Origin of the sequence: Dictyoglomus sp., from assembly GCF_049968615.1 — a bacterium.
Classification (GTDB): Bacteria; Dictyoglomota; Dictyoglomia; order Dictyoglomales; family Dictyoglomaceae; genus Dictyoglomus; species Dictyoglomus turgidum.
In genome coordinates this window covers 1-22,093 of the sequence record NZ_JBMFQK010000016.1, presented here as the reverse complement: position 1 = coordinate 22,093, position 22,093 = coordinate 1, and the positions used below count along the sequence as shown (strand labels likewise).

Annotated in this window: 21 protein-coding genes and 1 CRISPR repeat array; of the genes, 12 read left to right on the top strand and 9 right to left on the bottom strand. The window is 32.4% G+C overall.

Annotated elements, in window-relative coordinates; translation table 11 throughout:
* Window positions 1-46: 46 nt before the first annotated feature.
* Window positions 47-341: a CRISPR direct-repeat array (repeat unit 30 nt; unit sequence GTTTGTAGCGTACCTATAAGGGATTGAAAC).
* 257 nt (window positions 342-598) lie between these two features.
* From crn3 to ACP5QL_RS08885, 9 genes are read left to right on the top strand one after another with little or no spacing between them, the layout of a single operon-like run.
* Complete coding sequence (gene crn3, locus ACP5QL_RS08925) at window positions 599-928, top strand: CRISPR-associated ring nuclease Crn3/Csx3 (RefSeq protein WP_012582986.1); 330 nt, start codon at window positions 599-601, stop codon at window positions 926-928.
* A gap of 3 nt (window positions 929-931) precedes the next feature.
* Entirely contained in the window at window positions 932-3,331 is a 2,400-nt protein-coding gene (cas10, locus tag ACP5QL_RS08920) for a type III-A CRISPR-associated protein Cas10/Csm1 (RefSeq protein ID WP_428127155.1), read from the top strand.
* Window positions 3,321-3,770: a type III-A CRISPR-associated protein Csm2 gene (gene csm2, locus ACP5QL_RS08915; RefSeq protein ID WP_012582984.1), complete on the top strand. Its 450-nt coding sequence runs from the start codon at window positions 3,321-3,323 to the stop codon at window positions 3,768-3,770. Before cas10 ends, csm2 begins: the two co-directional genes overlap by 11 nt.
* Window positions 3,771-3,782: 12 nt before the next feature.
* Window positions 3,783-4,532: a type III-A CRISPR-associated RAMP protein Csm3 gene (csm3, locus tag ACP5QL_RS08910; protein WP_273334142.1), complete on the top strand. Its 750-nt coding sequence runs from the start codon at window positions 3,783-3,785 to the stop codon at window positions 4,530-4,532.
* A 15-nt stretch (window positions 4,533-4,547) separates the two neighbouring features.
* Window positions 4,548-5,564: a type III-A CRISPR-associated RAMP protein Csm4 gene (csm4, locus tag ACP5QL_RS08905; RefSeq protein WP_012582982.1), complete on the top strand. Its 1,017-nt coding sequence runs from the start codon at window positions 4,548-4,550 to the stop codon at window positions 5,562-5,564.
* A 16-nt stretch (window positions 5,565-5,580) separates the two neighbouring features.
* A complete protein-coding gene (csm5, locus tag ACP5QL_RS08900; RefSeq protein WP_428127149.1) occupies window positions 5,581-6,726 on the top strand; it encodes a type III-A CRISPR-associated RAMP protein Csm5 in 1,146 nt (381 codons plus the stop codon).
* Window positions 6,719-7,990, top strand: coding sequence for a hypothetical protein (locus ACP5QL_RS08895; protein ID WP_428127147.1), 1,272 nt, complete (start codon window positions 6,719-6,721; stop codon window positions 7,988-7,990). The genes csm5 and ACP5QL_RS08895 overlap by 8 nt, the downstream gene beginning before the upstream one ends.
* Window positions 7,987-9,177: a TIGR02221 family CRISPR-associated protein gene (gene csx2 / locus ACP5QL_RS08890; protein WP_428127144.1), complete on the top strand. Its 1,191-nt coding sequence runs from the start codon at window positions 7,987-7,989 to the stop codon at window positions 9,175-9,177. Before ACP5QL_RS08895 ends, csx2 begins: the two co-directional genes overlap by 4 nt.
* Window positions 9,178-9,233: 56 nt before the next feature.
* Entirely contained in the window at window positions 9,234-10,106 is an 873-nt protein-coding gene (locus ACP5QL_RS08885; protein WP_012582978.1) for a damage-control phosphatase ARMT1 family protein, read from the top strand.
* On the opposite strand, the gene ACP5QL_RS08880 is transcribed toward ACP5QL_RS08885, so the two are convergent.
* On the bottom strand, window positions 10,087-10,674 hold the full coding sequence (locus ACP5QL_RS08880; protein ID WP_424662514.1) for a hypothetical protein: 588 nt from the start codon (window positions 10,672-10,674) through the stop codon (window positions 10,087-10,089). The genes ACP5QL_RS08885 and ACP5QL_RS08880 overlap by 20 nt on opposite strands.
* Window positions 10,675-10,759: 85 nt before the next feature.
* On the opposite strand from ACP5QL_RS08880, the gene ACP5QL_RS08875 reads away from it, so the two are divergent.
* The 3 genes from ACP5QL_RS08875 (at window position 10,760) to ACP5QL_RS08865 (ending at window position 15,546) form a co-directional block, all read left to right on the top strand.
* The gene (locus ACP5QL_RS08875) at window positions 10,760-13,834 is read left to right on the top strand and encodes a M6 family metalloprotease domain-containing protein (RefSeq protein WP_428127137.1); all 3,075 of its coding nucleotides are present in this window, start codon (window positions 10,760-10,762) and stop codon (window positions 13,832-13,834) included.
* A 15-nt stretch (window positions 13,835-13,849) separates the two neighbouring features.
* A complete protein-coding gene (locus ACP5QL_RS08870) occupies window positions 13,850-14,719 on the top strand; it encodes a hypothetical protein (RefSeq protein WP_273334130.1) in 870 nt (289 codons plus the stop codon).
* Window positions 14,720-14,841: 122 nt separating this feature from the next.
* A complete protein-coding gene (locus ACP5QL_RS08865; RefSeq protein ID WP_012582974.1) occupies window positions 14,842-15,546 on the top strand; it encodes an SOS response-associated peptidase in 705 nt (234 codons plus the stop codon).
* Here the strand turns inward: ACP5QL_RS08865 and ACP5QL_RS08860 are convergent.
* The 8 genes from ACP5QL_RS08860 to ACP5QL_RS08825 all read right to left on the bottom strand — a co-directional run bounded on the left by ACP5QL_RS08860 (window position 15,543) and on the right by ACP5QL_RS08825 (window position 21,781).
* The gene (locus tag ACP5QL_RS08860) at window positions 15,543-16,304 is read right to left on the bottom strand and encodes an alpha/beta hydrolase (protein WP_012582973.1); all 762 of its coding nucleotides are present in this window, start codon (window positions 16,302-16,304) and stop codon (window positions 15,543-15,545) included. The two genes, ACP5QL_RS08865 and ACP5QL_RS08860, sit on opposite strands and share 4 nt — an antisense overlap.
* Before the next feature lie 24 nt (window positions 16,305-16,328).
* Window positions 16,329-18,068 (bottom strand): SLBB domain-containing protein, encoded by a 1,740-nt coding sequence (locus ACP5QL_RS08855; protein WP_428127130.1) that lies wholly within the window; start codon window positions 18,066-18,068, stop codon window positions 16,329-16,331.
* Between the two features lie 24 nt (window positions 18,069-18,092).
* Complete coding sequence (locus tag ACP5QL_RS08850; protein WP_428127127.1) at window positions 18,093-19,529, bottom strand: SLBB domain-containing protein; 1,437 nt, start codon at window positions 19,527-19,529, stop codon at window positions 18,093-18,095.
* A gap of 514 nt (window positions 19,530-20,043) precedes the next feature.
* Window positions 20,044-20,331 carry a PIN domain-containing protein gene (locus ACP5QL_RS08845; protein ID WP_272996414.1) on the bottom strand — a complete coding sequence of 96 codons (288 nt, stop codon included), beginning with the start codon at window positions 20,329-20,331 and terminating at the stop codon, window positions 20,044-20,046.
* The gene (locus ACP5QL_RS08840) at window positions 20,276-20,467 is read right to left on the bottom strand and encodes a hypothetical protein (protein ID WP_272996413.1); all 192 of its coding nucleotides are present in this window, start codon (window positions 20,465-20,467) and stop codon (window positions 20,276-20,278) included. The genes ACP5QL_RS08845 and ACP5QL_RS08840 overlap by 56 nt, the downstream gene beginning before the upstream one ends.
* Window positions 20,464-20,661, bottom strand: coding sequence for a hypothetical protein (locus tag ACP5QL_RS08835; RefSeq protein WP_012582969.1), 198 nt, complete (start codon window positions 20,659-20,661; stop codon window positions 20,464-20,466). Before ACP5QL_RS08835 ends, ACP5QL_RS08840 begins: the two co-directional genes overlap by 4 nt.
* A gap of 26 nt (window positions 20,662-20,687) precedes the next feature.
* Window positions 20,688-21,308 (bottom strand): hypothetical protein, encoded by a 621-nt coding sequence (locus tag ACP5QL_RS08830; RefSeq protein WP_428127118.1) that lies wholly within the window; start codon window positions 21,306-21,308, stop codon window positions 20,688-20,690.
* A 218-nt stretch (window positions 21,309-21,526) separates the two neighbouring features.
* Window positions 21,527-21,781 carry a DegT/DnrJ/EryC1/StrS family aminotransferase gene (locus ACP5QL_RS08825; protein ID WP_428127116.1) on the bottom strand — a complete coding sequence of 85 codons (255 nt, stop codon included), beginning with the start codon at window positions 21,779-21,781 and terminating at the stop codon, window positions 21,527-21,529.
* Between the last annotated feature and the right edge of the window lie 312 nt (window positions 21,782-22,093).

Below are 22,093 nucleotides of genomic sequence, written 5' to 3'. Positions count from 1 at the left end.
GGATTGAAACACAAACAAAAATATTGGTGTTTTGAAAATAAGATTGGTTTGTAGCGTACCTATAAGGGATTGAAACAACCGCCAAAGTACAATAACACCTGGCATGTACTGCGTTTGTAGCGTACCTATAAGGGATTGAAACCAATTACTGCCAAGTTTATTGCAGTTCTTCGAATGTGAGTTTGTAGCGTACCTATAAGGGATTGAAACAAATAGTAATGAACACTCCGATTGAACCTGATTGGGTTTGTAGCGTACCTATAAGGGATTGAAACCAGTCTTTAGCTCGATCTCTACTATCTTTCCTACTAGTTTGTAGCGTACCTATAAGGGATTGAAACGAGGAGGGGGTGAAGAGAATATCTTGATTGTGATATTTTTTACTTTTGCTTTTCACTGAAATCTACATTAGCTTTCTCATTGTTTATAGCACTAATTTTATTAGTTCTAATTTCCATTGTAATTGTTTTTTAATCTGCCCCATTAAAGAAATCTCTACTTTAAAGAAAAAGTTTTCAGGATTAGATGATATATAGTTAACAAAGCTCAAGGGCTACAAATAAATTTAGAAAAATATTTTACTTAAATAAAAAAATTTATGTTAAAATATTTAATAATGGAAGTTGAGGATATAAGCCTTGAAATAACAGAGAAAGATGATTACACTATTCTTTACTTTAAATTAAAAAGTAATCTTGACCCTTCTATACTCAAAAAAATTTCTCCACCTAAAATCAACCTGAGAAGAGGCTTAATAATTTCTGGAAGAGGACCTATATGGCTTTATGCCTATTTAGTTCATTATTATCATCCTACTCCTTTTATTGCTATTTATGATCCAAGAATAGGCGCTGTTGTTATTCAATCACATATAAAAAGTATTAATGTGGGGGATGTGATAGATATTTCTTTAGATGGGGAGGGATAAATTTTGAATGATGCCAAAATTCTACTTTCTGCCCTTCTTCATGATTTAGGAAAGGTTCTTGAAAGAACAAAAGAATATAGGTCTCAAGATTTACCCCTGGAATTTCAAAAAGTTGAATATGCTCATCCTAAATTTTCAGCCTTTTTTCTAAATACACTACTTAAACAAAAAGAAGACCTATCACCTTTTTTAAAAGAAAATTTAACCGAAGAAGTAATTGAGCTTGTTCTAAATCACCATGATCCAAAAAATGATTATGGATTAATAATTCAAATTGCCGACTGGTTATCTTCTTCGGAAAGAGAAGAAGATGAAAGTCAAAAAGATCTTTACCTAACTATACCTCTACACAATCCTTTCTATAAAATAGATGAGAGCACAAGAGGATTCTATTACAAACTTTCTTCCTTAGAAAAAAGCGAAGATCTTTTTCCCAAAAAAGATGATGTAAAAATTACACAGATTAATTATCAAAATTTAACAAAAGATTTCTTAAGAAGCTTTCCAAAAGTCAATGACATAGAACAGCTTTTAACCTTAATGGAGTATTATTTTTCTCAAGTTCCAGCACAAACTACAGGGTTTATTGCAGATATTTCCATATATGATCACGCAAGAATTACAGGAGCTATTGCTCATGCATTATACAAAGATTATCAAAATCAGAGAATAACAAGTAAAGATCTGATTGAAATAAGAGAGGATTTAAGAAGTAAAGAAAAGAATTACTCTCCTTTACTTGATAAGCCTCTTTTTACTCTAATCTCAGGAGATTTATCTGGAATACAGTCATTCATTTTTAATGTTTCTTCTGAAAGAGCAGGAAGAATGTTAAAAGGCAAATCTGTATTTTTAGATCTTCTCTCCAGATACTCAGCAAAATTTATATTGGAAAATAATAATTTTACAAAGGCTAATGCTATTTACATAGGTGGAGGTAATTTTGATCTACTTTTATCTTTCATAGAAGACCAAAAGTTAGAAGAGTTGAGAGAATTTATATCAGAAAATATTTTCAAATTAACAGGAGAAGATTTATACCTTGCTATTGAGTGGATCCATCTTTCCATAAATGACCTCTTTAACTTTTTTGACAAAAGACAAGAGCTAATTAATAAGCTTGATGAAAGGAAGAGAAGAAAATTCAGTGAGCTTAAAAACTTCTATGACCTTATTTTATACCCTAAAGAGGAAAATGTAGGAGAAAGTGAGTATTGTATCATATGTGGAAAAAGAATGGCAAAAGAAATTAAAGAGGGAGAAAGATTATGTAAAACCTGTAATTCTTTTGTTGAGCTAACAAATTCTTTAAAAAGAGCTAAATTTCTTATAGAAAAGAAATCCTCCTTTGAAGGAGTACCCCAAACTTGGAATGAGTTTTTTGAAAAATTAGGTTATAAATTAGACTTTATCAAAGAGATGAAATCCACGGGATATAACAATGAAAAAATATACCTATTGGAAGAGGTAATAATTAAAGATAATTTTATCCCTCATGGATTTTTATTAGGAAGTTATACCATTGAGGAAAGTGATTTTGAATCCATAGCAAAGAAAAATATAGAAAATGGATATGGAGATCAAAAACTTGCCTATTTGAAAATGGATGCCGACAATATGGGAAATATTTTTAAGAAATTGGCTGATGAAGAGAAAACGAAGGAAAGACTATCTCTAACAAGATACGGAGTTTTAAGTAGAAGAATAGAGTTATTCTTTGGAAAAATAGTTATGGAAAAGATAAAAAATAATGATAAAATTTATCCCGTATTTGTAGGAGGAGATGACTTATTCATTATTGGAACTTATGAAAAAATAAATGAACTTGCCTTAAAAATTAGAGAGGAATTTAAGAGATATACAGGAGATTCTAAAGTTTTCTCACTATCTTCAGGGCTTTACTACCTTCCAGATAATTTCCCGCTTATAAGAGGAGCAAGTCTTGTAGAAAATGCCCTTGAAAAGGCAAAACAATTTAAATATCCCGAAGAGGAAAAACCCAAAAAAGACAAAATATGTGTTGAAGATGAAGTACTAACTTATAGAGAGTTTAAAGAGGCTAAAGAGATTGCCAAAGATATTGCGGACAAAATAACTAAAAAAACTAAAGAAGATAAAGCTTCTCGTGCTGTTATAACAAAAATAGAAAATTCTCTCAAAGGATTTAATCCACTATTAGAGCAAAGTTTAAAAGGGAAAATAAGTCCTCCAGCTATATGGAGATTTAAGTATTACTTAAGATTATATCCTGATATTGCTGAAAGATTGTCCGATATAATTCTTGAAAATGTCTTAAGAAAGGGGGAAGATAAAATAAGAAATCCAAGACTTATCCTTGTAGCTACCAAAATTGCAAAAATGAAAACAAGAAAATCAAGGGGGGATGAAAATAATGAGAGATAATCAATCCTCAAGGCAACAAAATACAAAAACTCCTGAGGAATTATGGAGGGAAAGGGTAGAAAGTGTGCTTGGAAAAGATTATGTACAAAAAATATTGGCCTTTGGTGAAGATTTAGATATTAATGAATTTAAAAAGTTTAATGAAAGAATACAAAACTTTATAAGAGAAAGAACAGAAGGGATTACTTCTTCACGACTTCGAAAAGTTTATGACCTTATTAAAAAGGCTAAGAATATCTCAGAACTTCTATATACCATACCATATCTTGCCTATATGGTAGGAAGAGAGGAAAGCAAAAGAAGAAAAGAAGCTCTTGGAGAGCTATATGTGGTCCTTAAAGAGGCTATTGAGAAAGCAGAAAATGATAAACACGTAAAGAATATTCAAAAATTTACCGAAGCTCTTGTAGCATATCAAAAATTTTATGGAAAGGATTAAGGGGGGATATCGGTGGATAAATTCATAGGCAAAATATTTATTGAGGGAGAAATTGTCCTTGTTACAGGACTTCATATCGGAGGCTCTAAGGAAACAGGAGAAATAGGTGGACTTGATAATCCTGTAATAAAAACGGTAGAAGGCATACCCTATATACCTGGCTCATCCCTAAAGGGGAAAATAAGAAGTTTACTTGAAAGAACCCATGATATTAAACCTCCTAAAGAACCAGGAGAACCATGTGGATGTGGAGAATGCGAAATTTGCCAACTTTTTGGCTCTCATTCCACAGAAAATAAAACCATTTCAAGACTTATTATTAGAGATTCCTTTTTAGATGAGGAGGATTTTCAACAAAAATTTGGAAATGCTCTTGAAGGAGGATATACTGAAGAAAAAGTAGAAAACATTATAGACAGAATAAAGGGAACAGCAAAGGATCCAAGAATTATGGAAAGGGTTCCTGCGGGAGCAAGGTTTAAATTTTCTTCCGCTATAAGCATATACGAAAAGGATGATATCCAAAAACTTCTTATGACCTTTGTAGAGGGCATGAGAATGTTGGAAGATGATTATCTTGGTGGAAGTGGAACAAGGGGATATGGACAAGTAAGATTTGAAAATTTAAATATTTCTATCAAAAGTATTAAAGACTATTTAGGGGATAACACTAAAAAGACTATTATAGAGGGCAAAGCTTTAAGCGAAATAAAGATGGAAGATTTAACCAATAAAATTGAAGATAAGTTATCGAATAAATAAGTAGGTGAGCATTAAATGAAGGTAGAAGTTTATAAACTTCTTAAAGAGGGACCATTACTCTTACATATAGGTCTTAGGAGATTAGATAGAACATCTAATATAATTCATTCTGATACCCTTTTCTCTGCTTTATCTAATTCACTTATTAAGCTTTTTGGAGAAGAAAAATTTGATCTCTTTGAAAAAAATTTAGTTATATCATCGGTTTTTCCAGGCTTACGTCTTTCAAAAGACATCCTACTTTTACCAAAGCCTGAAATCCCTATAAAAACTTCTGAAGAGGATCACAAAAAATATAAAAAGTTTCAATGGATATCCCTTGATGCTCTGAAAAAATTATTGGCAAATTTTGATAAAAACTCAAAACAAATCTTTATACAAAATGTAGAAGAGTTTAAATTTTTAAACCCAAGAACTTTAATTACAAAGTCTGAATTTGAAGAAATAGGAGAAGAAATATATTTCATGGGTACAACTCTTGAGCCAAAGGTAAGAGTTAGCAGAGAGACTTATTATAAAGCAAAGGCGGATGAGGAAAATTCCTATACTACACTTTACTTTCAAGAGAATTTAGAACTTCATCCTATAAAACTCTCAAACAGAAAAACCATTATCCCATTTCTCTATTTCCTAAAGATGAAAAACAATGAAATTGAAGAGTTATTCACACCTTCTTTAAGTCTTACCCTTGAAGAAGGGTTAGGAGGAGAAAGAACCACAGGTAAAGGTATATTTGATACCTTTGAAAAAGAGGAGCTTGAAGTTCCAGAAAATGGAGAATTTGAAATAAGTCTTTCTCTAACATTTCCAAAAAGAGAAGAAGTAAATAATTTAATTTACTATCAATTAGTAAAAAGGGATGGATTTATATATTATCAAAAACCCACAGGATACAGGAAAAAGACTCATTATAAGATAGCAGAAGGTGCCTTAGTAAGATCTCCATATGTGGGCGAAAACATAAACGTTTCCCCTATAAGTTCAATGAAAGTTATATCCTATGGAAAATCTTTAGGCTTTAAAATATCTTAAGGGAAGGGGATAAAAAATGAAGATAAAAATTCAAGTTATAACTCCCACTTTGATAAGGAGTGGAGAAGTTATATCAAACGTAAGTGAATGTGTAATAGAAGATAATAGACTAAAAATCATAGATAAAGAAAAACTCCTAAATATGTTTAAAGATAAAAATCTAAAAAATTTTGTTAATGAATTATCATCTATGATTACAAACCAAAGGGAAAATATAAAAGATCTGCTTAACAAATATAAAATCCCCATCGATGAGGTAACCAAATATTCTTTAGAGATAAAAAGTAAAATAGAGAGAAATAATGAATCTTCAAGACAGCCATCAAGAAATATTTACATGCCCATTCTTACAGGAGAGAATGCTTATATTCCAGGAAGCACCCTAAAGGGAGTAATAAGAAATGCTCTTCTTTTCTATGCTCTTGAAAAAGATAAATCAAAACAAAACGCCTTTTTAGAAAAAACAGCAGAAAGAATTAAATCAGAAATACCAAAAAAAAATAAACCTTACATAGGAGAAGATATACTTAGAACAAATGAAAAAGATATACACACAGATATAATGAAATACATAATAGTGAGAGACAGTAGTTTAGTCCCTTTAAGTGAGCTCAACGTATATGTTATTAGAAGAATTCCTCATCAAAAGCTTTCCCAATATGTAATTGCCATACCTAATGGTAAAAAATTTGATACCGAAATAATTATAAAGAAAGATATGATATCAAACATTCCTACAGAATGGAAAGACTTTTTTGAAAAAGAACCAGAGGAAAAGCTTTGGAGTGCTCTAAAAAACTACTCTCTTAAACTTTCTAAAAAGGAACAAGAGTTATTAAGTGAACTTTCCTCCAAAAAATATTCAAATAACGAAGAGGCTAAGAATACTATAAATGACCTTATAGAACACTATAATAAAGTTCAGCAAAAATTAAAAGAACAGGAACAAAAGAATAAAGAAGTAATATATCTACCCATTGGATTTGGAAAAACCTATTACTATAATTCCCTTGGATATTTCATAAAAACAGAACAATTAAAAAACTTAGGTATTATTAGAAGAAATGTTGATCCCCAAATTTATCCTTCCACTAGATGGGCAGTACAAATAGAAGAAAAACTTTTCCCCTTAGGAGGAGTTTATATTATAAGAAATGACTAAAATTCTATGCAGTTTTGTTCCCAAAGATAGTAAAGAGATACCATATCACATTGGGGGCAAAATATACAAAGGAAAATCTACCATAGAGGCATTATGTTCCTATTATTTATCTAATGAAGAAGATATTAAAGTAATTCTTATAAAGCCTGAAACCATAGATATTAAAGAAGAGATAGAGCTAAGAAAAAAATTAATAAGCTTAGGAGTTAATGAAGACAAAATTATAACCCAAGAAATTCCCATGAAAGGCTTTTATGAAAACAAATACTATGATATAGACAACACTATTATTGCTGATTTCATATTCCTAACCTTAAATGAAAACACCGATGATAAAGCAGAAGAAGTAATTTTAGATGTCTCACGAGGAATAAACTTTTTAGTTCTTACTGCAGTAGATGCCTTTAGAAGGTTTATTGTAGCCCAAAAAGCAAGATACTACAATAAAGCAAATAAATTAGATAAATTAGAATATTTTTATGTATATCTTACTCCCAAAAAGCCAAATTTCGAGGAGGGAGAAATCTCATTAGAAAAAGCATCGGCACCCTTCTTTTTTGATTTTTTCACTAAAAAGGGATTACCTTTTAACTTTGAAGCTGAAAAATTAGATTATTTTAAGGAGTTTAATTTTACAAAAAATATAATAAGCCATGTAAATAGTTGTATTACAGCAATAAAAAGGGGATTTGCCCTCGCCTATCTTACCTTTATTCCATGGAGTGAGATAAAAGATCTTATTTCTCTTTCCCATGAAAAACTTTCCCTTAAAAGATTAAAAGAGCTTGTTAAAGAATTCTCCTATGAGAATGAAAATCAAAAAAAGGTAAAATTTAAAATGAATTATCCTTTGGGAAATTTATGGATTTACGTGCATCTTTTAAATACCTTTTATGAGATATATAAAGATTATGAAAACCAAATAACATATGAAGAAAATAGAAAATGGGTCCCTCTTAGCACTTTAAAAAACTTCAATGAGAAGGTAATTAAAAAGCTATTTGAAGAAAACTCTGCAAGTATTATACTTTCAAGAGAGATAAATGACTTTGAGCAGAATTTAAAAAAAGGAGAGATTAAAAAGACAGGAAGATCTCCTAACTATGAGCGAAACTTCAATGCTCATGCAGGATTAATCTGTGAATTTATTGATCAAAATCCTCAAAATTTCTCTATATCATACAGGTTTAATGAGATTCTTGATGAGACTAAAAAAGACAAAATAGAAAATTATATCAAATATTTTTTGGAACATAAAAAATGAAAAACATTTTAATATCGTTAATTGGAAAAGGAAGAACATCAGAAAATATATTAAAAGGCTATGTAAAAACTAAATATAGGTTTAGAACAGGAGAGATTTTTGAGACTGGCTTTTTTGGATCTGCCCTTTGGAAATATGTCTCTCACAAGGAAAAGATTGATCACTGGTACATATTTGGCACTACAAAATCTTCTTGGTCTGAAATAATCTATGCTTTAGAGGAATCAAAAAGAAACAACTTTTATCATCTCTCTTACGAAGTATATGAGGCAGAAATCACAGGAATAGCTGAAAATCTTCTAAAAACTTGGGAGGATGCTCTATCTTCAGAGATTCCTGGCATAAAACTTATTTTAATTGATCCTTTTAATTACGAGTTTTTCTCAGAATTCTTGCTAAAAAATCTACCCGATGAAGATTTAAAAATAATCCTTGACATAACTCACGGTTATAGATATTTGCCTCTAATTTTGAGTTTTTCCCTTATGTACGTTAAAAATTTCAAAAGTATAAAAGAGTTAAAAATATATTATGGAGCCCTTGAGATGAGTGAAAATAATGAGGCACCCGTTTTAGAAATTGATCACATAAATGAACTTTTCCAAATTTCTACAGCCTTTGAACTCTATAGAAATTCTGGCTACTTTTCAGAACTCTTAAAAAATTTAGGTATACATGGAAAGGAAAATTTATATTTCATGATTGAAATGAATTTGAGACCAAGAAAAGAGCTGAAAGAGGTAATAGAAAGCTTAAAAAAAGTAGAGAAAGAATACAAAAAAATATGTGCAGAAAGCTTAATAAAAGATCTGACCCCTCTTTATTCAGAGGAATACTTAGAAGACCGTATGACTAAAAGAGCGGAATTTTTCTTTGAGAAAAAGCAATATCTAAAGAGTCTTATACTCTTATATGAAGCTTTAACAATTATAATCTTAAAGAAAGCAGGATATGGAGACTTAACAAAGATAGAAAATAGGAGACAAAAGGTAAAAGAGGTTTATATAAAAGTGCTCCCCGAAGATTGGATGAGAGAAATTTTTGATAATCTTGAAAGAGTAAGAAACTCTTCGGTGCATGGGAACATAAGAGAAACTCAATCTATCATAAGAAATTTTGAAGATTTCAATGACCTCTTTAAAGAATCCTTGAAACTATTTTACCATATCAGAAAAACCCTAAATTAACTTTAAAATTATATTAATTGACTTTTAAAGAGTTTTAAGGTAGAAATTATCTTACTATGAAGACGCGATGGGAATGTTATACTTGCTTTTTCAGACAAGCAGAATCAGCTCTAAAAAGAATAAATATACCAAATGAGAAAAAAATAGAGATTATTAAAGAAATAGCAAAGGATCTTGAGAAACTTTCTCCTGAAGATACACCATCCTACAACACTTATTTTATTTTTAAAAAGATATACGAACTTTCTGGAGTGGAAGATCCCTATTTTGAGGAAAAGAAATATTACAATCAGCAGGGATTAAAACTTTATGAAGCTCTAAGGAACATAGTACTAAGTTCAGAAGACCCTCTTTATACAGCAATAAAAGTAGCAATAGCAGGAAATGTAATTGATTTGGGAATTTTGAACATATCAAAATTAAATCTTGGGGAATACATAAAAGAGATTATAAATATTCCTCTTGCCATAGATCATTATTTCTATTTCAAAAATGAACTTTCAAAGACCAACGAAATACTCTACCTTTTAGATAATGCAGGAGAGATTGTATTTGATAAGATCCTAATTGAAGAACTATCTAAGGAAAAGGAAGTTATAGCAGTGGTAAACGAAAATCCTGTAATAAATGATGCCCTTATGGAGGACGCTATTGAAGTAGGATTGAATAAATGCGCTAAAATTATAACCACAGGTTCTGGTTCTGTAGGAAAACCTCCAGAGCTTGGAGGAGAAGAGTATCAGAAAACATTTAATAGTGCCAAACTTATCATATCAAAAGGACAGGCAAATTATGAAAGCTTAGAAGGAAGAGGATATAACATCTTTTTCCTTCTCAAGGCAAAATGTGAAGTAGTAGCAGAAAACTTGGGGGTAAAAGAGGGAGATTTGGTATTTTTATATGAAAAAGCTAAAAATAGTTCAAAATAACTAAATTTTCATCAAGAATTATATTAATCTCTTTTTCCTCTACCTTTGCCTTAACTTTGTAAAATTTTCCATCTTTAACAACTTTATACTCCAATCCTTCCCCTTCCTTTATTACTCCTTTTGCCTTTAAAAAGCTATAAATCACATCTTTCAACAAATCTTCCCTTACCTCTACAATCCTCTCCACATCTCTTACAACCCATCCTCTCATTACTTCGTCTCCTATAAACTCAATCTCTGCCCTTACCATATCCCCTGGTTTTAAAAAATAACAAGTGTAAAGAATCCTTCGCTCAAAGTCACCAGCACTACTTATATTGGGTTTTAATGATATTGGATAAACAAGAATTATATCTCCAACTTCTGCAAAATTTTTAAATCCTTCCACATTTTCGCTTTTTAAAATTTCCAGCACAATCTCAGAAAAAGGAAAGTCTTTAAGAAAAACAGCCCTAACCCTCGCAATTACTTTGCTTCTATTTTCCACCACCGGCACCATATTAGCAAAGGTAACTTGAAAGAGGATTAAAATTAAAAGCAAAATCAAAAAATATTTTAATATATCCATAATTACCCCTCATCAAAATACATCTTTATTATTTTTTATTGTATAATATTAGGTAAAATAAAACAAATTATAGAGGGAGGGAAATATGTCTAAAAAACTTGTACTAACCCTTAGTCTTTTTATCCTTTTAGTCCTTATAATAAACATTTCTTTTGCCCAAGTCTTCCCATTAACTAAAGTACATATAATGCCACCCCACGAAAAGCTTATTGAAAAAAAGGTAAAACTTCCAAAACTCCCTGAAATTACTCCTCAAAATATACCCCAAGGAACAAAAATCTATGGAACTATTGAAAAAGCCCAAGGTATAGGTAAAGCAATTGTAATACCTGTAGAATTTACCGATAAACCAAGACAGCCCGAAGATATTATACCTTCAAACTATTTTGACATACTTTTTAATAGTGTAAAGGCAGATTGGAGCAATATAAACCCATACAACGTAGGTAGTGTAAGAGAATTTTATTTAGAAAATTCCTATGGACAATTTGATATAACTGCAACAGTACTTCCCTGGTATACTGCCCAAAATACCTACTCCTACTATATAAACGATGGTAATAATGGATTTAATGGAGGGGTATTTGTATTAGTAAAAGAAGTACTACAGCATGCAGTAGATATTGGATATGATCTAAGAAATTATGATGTAGTTTTTGTAATTCATAGTGGACAAGGTGCCGAGTGGACAGGAGATGTAAATGATATTTGGTCCCATGCCTCTACAGTATATGTTAATATTGGTGGAAAAAATGTGCCTATAAGATATTCCATTGAACCAGAATATATGGAAGATTATGATACTCAAGGAAATCCTGTAATAATGCCTCAAACTGTAGGTGTATTTGTGCATGAGATGGGACATTCTTTTGGACACCTTCCAGATCTTTATGATAGAGACTATTCATCTTTGGGGCTTGGTAGGTGGAGCTTAATGGCAGCAGGATCTTGGAATGGGCCTCAAGGTCCAGGTGGATATTCCATAGGAGGAGGACCATCTCATTTTGATGCTTGGAGTAAGATTCAACTTGGATGGATAACCCCAACTGTTCCTACCAATGATCTAACTAATGTAAATATTCCACCGGTAGAAACAAATCCTGTAGTATATAAACTTTGGACCGATGGGGCAGAAGGTCCTCAATATTTTTTAATTGAAAATAGACAACCCATTGGATTTGATAAGTATTTAAGAGGTTTTGGCTTGCTTATTTATCATGTAGATGAAAATATGAGAAACTTTCAAAACGATAATGAATGGTATCCAGGACTTGATCCATCAAGGCACTATTTGGTAGCATTAGAGCAAGCCGATGGAAAATGGGATTTAGAAAAAAGAAGAAATAGTGGAGATGAGAAAGATCCATATCCGGGAAGTACTAATAATACAACCTTTGATGAAAATAGCACTCCCAATAGCAATGCTTATGGAGAAATTCCAACAGGAGTCGCAGTCAAGAATATAACCGCCTCAGGAGAAAATATTATATGTGATATTTATGTAAAATCTCTCAGTGCACCACAAACCACATCCTTTGTAAAGCATTTGGCATGGACAGGAGAAAACCCTCTCACTATAAGACCTCTCTTCAAATGGGAGCCTATACCTTACGCAGTGAATTACACTTTGCAGGTTGCAACAGATAGCAACTTCAATAGTATCATAATAAATGTAAGCACAGAAAAGAACGAATATAGACCTACCCTTGAGGAATTCCTTGAACCTGGCAAAACTTACTTTGCAAGGGTTAGAGCAGAAAATGCAAGTGGTGTATCTCCATGGACTACCATATCTTTTACCACACCAAATACCTTTGAAGCTCTTCTTGTCTCCGATGATGGTGGAGAGTTTGGAATAGCCCCGTACTTTGAAAAAGCTCTACAAGATATAAATGTATCTTACTTTATCGTGGATGTATTTTATGATAATGCAGTTCCACCTGCTTCTTTTATGAGCAATTTTGATTGGGTGATTTGGGGCGGAGATTGGGGAGCAATCTATGATCCATCAGTTCAAAATGAGATCATGAATTATCTTGATAATGGTGGAAAACTCTTCATCTCAAGCCAGGATTTAGGCTGGGGATATTCAGCAGGGTATATAAGTAGTACTTTCTATAACACTTACTTAAGAGCTGAGTTTGTACAGGATGATGTAGGAATCTATTCCATAAAAGGTGCAAACGGAAGTGAATTTGAGAGTTTGTCCCTCTCGTTAAATACCGAGGATTCTGCTCAAAACCAAGGATATCCTGACGAAATAGATCCCTTAGAGGGAGCAAGAGCAATCTTAGTATATACTCCATCTGGAATTTCCCCCATAACTCCAAATATTAAGCTTCCCGAAAAGATAAAAGAGCAAAAATCCATAATTATAAATAAAGAGATTGCATCCTCTGGGACAGCTGGAATATTCTATGCAGATCCTACAAAACACTATGGAGTAGTATATTTTGCCTTTGGGCTTGAAGGACTATCTCCCAATATAAGTGGAGAGGTTTTAAGCAGAGTAAGATATGCACTATTTTCATCTCCAGAAATTACCACTACAGTAACCCAAAGCTTCAACCCTAACAACAATGAAAATTGTAGTATTAAGTTAACAGTAAAAGACAATATAGGCTATTCATATCTCACAGTAAAAATCTACAGCACTTTGAATAATCAAAAGAAAGATCTTGTGAAGACTCTTGCAGATAATACAAAAGTTGACAATGGTACATATGAACTTACCTGGGATGGAAAGGACGAAAATGGAAAAGTCAATCCAGGAAGATACATGGTGGAAGTCTTTGCAAAAGATGAACTAAATAACAGCATTACAAAAACATATTACACCACAATTCCCTATGGGGTTCCATTATCTTTCATAGATGTGACTAAATTCTCAAAAGCCTTTAATCCTAACAAAGAATTTGCACAAATTATGTTTACTTTAACCCAAGATGCCCATGTAAAATTCATAGTATACAGCCTTGCTGGAGTAAAACTCTATGAAAGGGATCTTGGATATCTTCCAGCAGGAGAATACAGTATAGTATGGGAAGGAGTCAATCTAAAGGGCGAAATTCTGAAAAATGGGCTTTATGTATTCCAGCTTGTAGCAACATCCTCTCAAGGCGAAGCAAGAATAAATAGATTCATAGGAATTTTGAAGTGATAGGAGGAGAATAAAATGAAAAAGATTTTAATATCCTTTTTAACAATAACATTTCTTATCTCTCTAACCTTTGCCAGTGATACTGGGGGAGTCTTCTCCCCCTTGATCCTTGATGCTAAATCGGGAGGAATGGGAGAGGCTTTTACAGCCATATCAGAAGGATTTTCTGGACTAACTTATAATCCTGCAGGGTTAACTTATATAGATGAAGTAACCCTTGGCTTTACCCATTTACAAATTCCTCAAAGCTTTACAAGGGTAGAATTTATAGGGGGAGCAATTAATCTTGGAATTTTTAGCTTAGGAGCAGGACTCCAAGCTGTAGGGGTAACCAATCCTGATGAATTGTTATTTCCATATTATGAAGGAATAGCCCAAATTTCCTTAGCCAAAAAACTTAATAATAAATTAAGTCTTGGGACATCTCTAAAGTTATACGTAGCCAAACTAGATACCGAAGAGGCAAATGGTTTAGGAATAGATATAGGAGCAATCTATGAGATAACTCCAGTTCTAAGGCTTGGAGCAGTATGGTACAACCCTATAAGTTACATTAAATGGACCACAGGCCTCATAGAGACTCCAGGAAGACAAGATCTTGTGTTAGGCGTTAACTATAAGCTATTCTTAGGAGAATTTCCTTTAAATATTGCCTTTGATTTTAGTTTCTACGACAAAATATATTTCTATCAGAGACTTCATTTTGGCTTAGAAACCCAAATACCCAAAACTCCAGTAATTATTAGAACGGGGTACAATGGAGAGAAAAATACTTTAAGTTTTGGAGTTGGATTAAATACAAAAAATATAGAATTTAATTATGCTTTCCTTTATACAAAAGATATGTCAAATCAACACATATTTAGCCTCTCTCTAAAATATTAATAAAATTTTTGAAAAGCCTCCCCAATAAAAAGGGGAGGCTTTTTTTCTTTTATATGCTATAATTATTAATGTCATTGGAATACTCGAATTTATCTGTAATAAAGAAGAGGATATAAGTAAAAATGTGTGGAAGATTTACTCTTATTCAAATAGAAAAAATTCCTACAAGATTTAATGCCCAAATAATTGGAGAAATAAACCTAAGAAAAAGATACAACATATCTCCTAATCAACCGGTACCTATTGTTTTTCAGGAAAGTCCTAATAAAGTAGAAGAGATGATATGGGGACTTATTCCCCACTGGGCAGAGGATCCTAAAATTGGAAATAGTCTGATAAATGCCAGGGCAGAAAGTCTTCTTAAAAAACCCGCCTTTAAAGAGTCCTTTTTAAGAAGAAGATGTTTGATTCCTGCCGATGGATTTTATGAATGGAAGAAAATGGAAAAGGAAAAAATTCCGTATTATATAAAAATGAAAAATTCATCACTCTTTGCCTTTGCAGGACTTTATGACATATGGAAAAGCCCAGACGGAAAATTAATAAAGACTTTCACCATAATAACTACTGAGCCTAATGATTTGGTTAAAGAAATTCATAATCGTATGCCCGTTATTTTAAGAAGGGAATACGAGGAGATATGGGTAAATAAAGAAGAAAGTGACATTAAAAAACTCCAATCTCTCCTTGCCCCATATCCAGCAGAGGAGATGGAGGCATATCCTGTATCAAAGAAAGTAAATAATCCTTCTTATGACTCTGAAGAACTTATAAAGCCCGTCAAAATTTATATCATCAAAAAAGATCAGACCAGTTTTGATCTTTAACTATGTCTTTCTATCCAATCGTAAATATTTTTATAAAATTCATCTTTATATTCTTCATCTTCAAAAAGCTCATGATATCCACCAGGAAACTCTACAATTTTTCTATCTTCATAAGTTAGCTTCTTAAAAAATTCCCGAGCACCATTGGGATCCACATATCTGTCCTCAGTAGGAACTAGTATAAGCACTGGTACTTTAAGGTATGGAGCCTTTTCATGAGCTTTTTTAATATTTTCCATCATAGAGAGTCCTAACCTAAAGGAAATTTTGTTATGCATTAGAGGATCATTCATACATTTTTCAATCACCTTTTTATTCCTAGATAAATATTCAGGATCTAATTTATTATTTATGGTCACCCTGGGAAGAATTTTTCCAAAAGTTTTTGCAATAAAATTTGTCAAGGGATCTACTTCAACACCCAAAGCAGGAGCAGAAATAACAAGAGACTTTATTTTTTCTTGTCTTTCCTCAGCATATCTTGTGGCAATGAGTCCTCCAAGACTATGTCCAAAAAGATGAAACTTATCAATATCAGAAGTTAAATTATCAATCACTGAGATAATTTCCTCAATGGTTGTATCCCCTCTTTTACCATCGCTTCTCCCATGTCCTGGGTGATCAAATCCTATAACTCCATAACCCCTTTCCCCAAGATCATTTATTAACTTCTCATACCTTCCAATATGCTCTCCAAGTCCATGTACCACTACAACCCAACCCTTTTGTGGCTCACCTCTTCTAAAAGAATAAATCATAACCCTCTCACCTCCCTGTGAAATTTACCACCCTACGATGGGCTTAAGTAGGGAATAAACATAGAATATTCCACTTAATATATTTACAATATCCTGCCATCCCTTTACAAATACCTCAGGAACAAAAATAATATCGTTCTCTTTTATTTCAATATCAAGATTGCTCCTTCCCCTATTTATTATCTCATTCATGTTTATGGGTATAACCTTTGTCTCACCATCTACCTCTCTCACTACAGCAACCCTAGAAAGATCCGCCCTATCTTTAAGACCTCCTGCCATACTAATATATTCAGTAAGCTTTCTTCCTTCCCTATATTCATAAGCAGCAGGATTATTCACCTGTCCAAGGACATATACCAACCTTCTTAATTCACCTATGTAGATGGTATCTCCATCCTTTAGTTCCAAATTATCCTTTTCAATTCCCTGTATAGCATTTGTCACATTAAATTTATAAACCACTTTTTTACCATTTTCTATCCTCTCCAGCTCTCCACTTTCACGAGAAGCTTTTTCAGTAATTCCACCTGCCTTAAGAAGAATATCTCTTATTCTATCTCCTGGATTTAACTCATAAATACCAGGAATCTTTACCTGCCCCAATACTTTTACAGACCTTAAAATAGGTGGTACATATATTACATCTCCAGGATTCACTTTTATCTCTTCCTCTAATTCTTCTCCCAAAACAAGTATTCTATATAGATCTACAATAATCTTGTTATTAGGATCACCTTTTATCCTCAATTCTATATTCCTTAAACTCCCATTAGGGAGTATTCCTCCAGCCTTTTGTATAAGCTCACTTATCTTTGCTCCCATAGACGCCTGTCCGGTAACTTCAATCCCTTCAGGAGTAACCTTAACCCCCTCAACAAGCTGTATAGGACCAGGATTTTTCACAAATCCAAGCACATAAACCCTCTTTATCTCGGGAAATACAGTGATAGTATCTCCAGATTGCAAGGCAATATTAGCACTTTCTTTTTTATTTTCATCTCCATAATATAAATCATATAAGTTAAGTTCAATTCTTGTGCCATCTATTCTATCTAAAGTAGCTCCAAAAAAAGATCCCTGTGCTGTAAGTCCTCCTGCCATATCAAGTACGTCTTTTAATTTTTCTCCATCCTTTATCTCATATATTCCGGGATTTTTCACTTGTCCAAGCACCTTCACGCTTTTCCCCATAAGAGGTACATATATAAGATCTCCCTCTTCTATATAAGGATTTTGATTAACATCTCCATACTTCAAAAATCTAAAATAATCAACTGTTATAACTTTATCTTCTCTTCTTATTTGAATATTTCTTAAAGATGCAGAGGATTTTAATCCCGCAAGTTTGATAACATCATCTAAAGTACTTATAGCAGAAACACTATATATTCCTGGATTTGTTACCTCACCAGTAATAGAAATCTTCATATTTCTTGGATATGCAAGGTCCACAATAACATTACTTCGTGGATAAAATTTTAAAAGTTGTTTTGATATTTCTTTTCCTGCTTCAGATAGAGTCATATTTAAAACCTTTACACTTCCTGCTAAAGGAAGTACTACGTAACCTGTAGGAGAAACCAAAACATCAAAGCTATCAGTCTGATTTGTCTCTCTTATAATAAAAACTCTCAACTTATCTCCAGGTCCTAATATATACTTGTCAGGATCAATAATTTTTCCGAAATAAACCCCTTCTTGAGCAAAGGTCAAAGCAAAAATAAAAATCAGAAGAAAGACTGAGAAAAGTTTTTTTCTCATTATTCCCTCCACTTCCCTAATAACCTATTCACTTCTGATAGGTATATTTATTATGTCTCCATCTTCAAGAGATATATTTACACTTTCATCTCCATCTTTATAAAGCTTTGTCAAATCAAGTTTAATAATCTGCTGTTTCTCAGTAATATATCTTTCAACAGTTACATCTTTAAGGGATGCTCTCACAGTAAACCCTCCAGCCATATCTATGATATCCTTTATCTTCTCTCCGGGCTTAATTTCATATATTCCAGGATCTTTTATTTCACCAAGAATCTTAACAGTCTTCTCCACCAAAGGCACATACACTATATCTCCAGGAACCAATTTGACCTTTTCTTCTTCGGCATCCCCCTTTACAAGCACTCTAAATAGATCTACCTCTTTTATTATCTGTCCATCCCTTATAACTTGAATCCTTCTCCTACTTCCATTAGGAAGCACTCCTCCAGCCTTTTGGATAAGCTCACTTATCTTTGCCCCCTCTTTTATTTCACTTTCTCCTAAAGTAGGCTGTCCTCCAACCTCACTTTTAGATTCTCCAGATACAATAGTAAAAACCTGAGGCTTAGCTACATATCCTATTACGTAAACTTTATCAACTTTTAAAGGTATAACTATAGAATCTCCATCTTTAAGAACTATATTCTCTCTATTATCTTTTCCATACATCAAATTAAAAAGGTCTATACTTATCACTTGTTTTTTTCCATCACTTTGTCTTTCTATATATCCACCTAAAAGATCTGCTTTCGCTGTAAGTCCTCCTGCCATATCAAGTACGTCTTTTAATTTTTCTCCATCCTTTATCTCATATATTCCGGGATTTTTCACTTGTCCAAGCACCTTCACGCTTTTCCCCATAAGAGGTACATATATAAGATCTCCCTCTTCTATATAAGGATTTTGATTAACATCTCCATACTTCAAAAATCTAAAATAATCAACTGTTATAACTTTATCTTCTCTTCTTATTTGAATATTTCTTAAAGATGCAGAGGATTTTAATCCCGCAAGTTTGATAACATCATCTAAAGTACTTATAGCAGAAACAAGATGAGTTCCTGCATTTTGTACTTCACCTAAAACGTATATTTTAAATTTTCGAGTATAAACAAGATCTGTAGATATCACACTTCTTGGATAGAGTTTTAAAAGTTGCTTTGAAATCTCTCTTGTAGCTTCGGTAAGAGTTAAACCAGAAACCTTTATCGCTCTAACCATGGGCAGATTAATAGACCCTGTAGGAGAGACTGTCACGTTAAAAGAAATAGGATCTCCTGTCTCCAGAATTATATAAATTCTTACTATATCTCCTACTCCAAGCACATATTTATCTGGCTCTATAACTTTTCCAAAGTATATCCCTTCTACTCCTGAGACCGTTCCTTCACCAGTCTGCGCAAAAATATTTGAGAAAAGAAATAAAGCAACAATTAAAATAATTCCCAGCCTTTTCATAAAAAACCTCCTAAAAAAGCACCTCTTTTAATTTTAGCATATTTTCAACAGAAGAATAAACCCATTATCATCCATCATAGCCATGACATGTATCTTCTTTATTAACTAAGAAACTATTTCGTTTTTCTTGCCTTTTCATAAAAATTGAAAGTTTTTCCTATTATTCTTTTTTTCAAAAAGTCTTATTAGAATCCATACTAAATAATTTTTTTAATAAGTTTTTAGGGAACAACTATTTTAATTCCTTCTAATTTATCAAAATCTTCATCAAATAGGAGTAAGCAAATCTCTTATCTCTTCTTTAGATACTTTAACAGATTTTGCCTTTTCTTCATCATCCTTAGTAAACTTCAAACTTCTTTTAAGACCTCAGAATACACCAAATCTTTAAAAGTCATAAATAAAAAATCATTTCACTCCGAGAGGAAAAATCTGCTATTATAGAACCACTTTATAGTTTGGAGTTGTCTCTTGCTGATAATCTATAGGGTTGAATGCAAATCCGAGATAAAATTTATAAAAATTCTTCTATTTTACCGATATAAACAAAGTCTTTAGCCTTTTCTGCCATCTCATTATCAAGAGTTAGAAGAACAGAGTTAAATTCTTTAGCAATTTGAATAACAATTGCATCCATTCCTCTTACACTGAGTTCCTCTGCAACCTTAGAAGCCTCTTCTGCTCTGTAAGACTCAAGCTCTAAAAAATGTATTGAATCAATATCCTTTAGATAGAATCTGACCTTTTCAGCAAGTTTTTTTTGACCCGGTTCTTCTTCTAATTGCAGCCGTAACTTCAACAAGTACTATGTATGGCTCTATAGCAATATACTCACCATTTTTTACCTTTTCTAAAACTCCCAAACATATATCATGTTTTTCTTCCTGTTCTCTTAGAGCAGCTATTATAATTGAACTATCAAGAGTAAGAAACCTCATTTTTCTCTTTGATTCCTTATTTCTTCAACTGCAGAAAAACCTTCCCATCTTGCTGAAATTTCCTTAGAAAGGATTAACAAATTTCTCCATGCAACCTCGCTTTTTTCTTTATCTATAACACCTTCTAAGATCAATATCTTTTTTAATTCAGTAATCTCTCTATAGATTCTTTCAATACGACTTTTTATATACATTTTTTTCTAATTCCATATCTCTAAATTTACCTTTTAATCTTTTCAAAATTAAGAAGGTCCATGGTATCATCTTTCATTGCCATGGCGTATATCTTTCTCTTTGTTAAGTATTTAACTATTTCATCAGAAAGGTATAAGGAGGAAAAAATAGGGATAATTTCCTTATCCTTATACTCTGGAAAATAATCGCCTATCTCCTTCAAAACTTCTATAAATTCATTTATATATTCTATTCTTGGTATTGACTTAGTCTCATTTATTATTACCTTATCATCCCATACCGCTATAACATCAAACTCCCTTATCTTACTCCTATCTTTTACATTTCTTTTCCTAACCCTTACAGCAAAATAATCTAATTCCTCAACCCCAAAATATCTTTTTGCAATCCCTGGAATGTTTGGTGCTACAATATCTTCCACTAATGTCCCCATTTTATTAGCAAGTTCTCCCCACATCTTGTTTATTCTTTTTCTGTCCTCATTTACTTCATTCCTAAATGCTATCATCTCCTCCTTAAAAACCTTCATCTCATCTTTGAAAACTTCCAAGGATGTTTCCAATCTTCTCAAAGCTACATCAGTGTTTACAATAAACTGCCCAAGCAAACTCTCAAGCCTATCTACTCTGTCACTTAGCTTTGCCAACTAACTTTCCTCCTTATGTCCTTTCTATTCACATTATATCATTTTACTGTAGCCCTGAAAGGAGCAAAAGATATTAAGAAGTCTACATCTATATTCATTTAATAAAGCTCTCTTTAATTCCTCTTCTGAAACTTCTTTTAGAATACTTATCTTTCCTCCAAGATTAATAAAATTATACTCGCCAAATAGAATTATAACACAACTTTTCCCTATAAGCTCTAACTTTTAACCTTTTCTACTACCTTCTTGAGTGTAGAAACTACTTCATCTACCTCTTCCTCTTTCAAATTATTATGAAAAGGAAGAGCAAGAGTCCTTTTTGAAATATTTTCAGTAACAGGAAGCATGCCTTCTTTAGTTCCAAACATGTCTCTTATATACGGCTGTAAATGAATAGTGAAGTGTGAACAGATTCTTACGATCTCGAAAGAGAGACTTATAGAGAAGATAAACTCACTGGAACCGCAATACATAAAAAGTTGAAACAACTGTTAGACTTGTCTTAGGGTTAGAAGCTGAGAAATAACTCAGGCTCGTCTCCCTTATAAAGGTCTTTGGTTCTTGACTCTGGGTATAGATTATTTCTCCTTCAGAAATTTTTTCCTCCAACTCCTTAGAGGAAGAAACTTTATATCTATCAAGAATTTCTAAAATATCTATCCATTTTTATCTTCCTTCTTTTCTCTTGCAAGAAAACTCTTAAACTTTCTCTGGTTATATCATCAAGACCCATTCCTAAATCATTAGCTATCTTTTTTATAATATCTTCAGTTAGATGTTCCCAA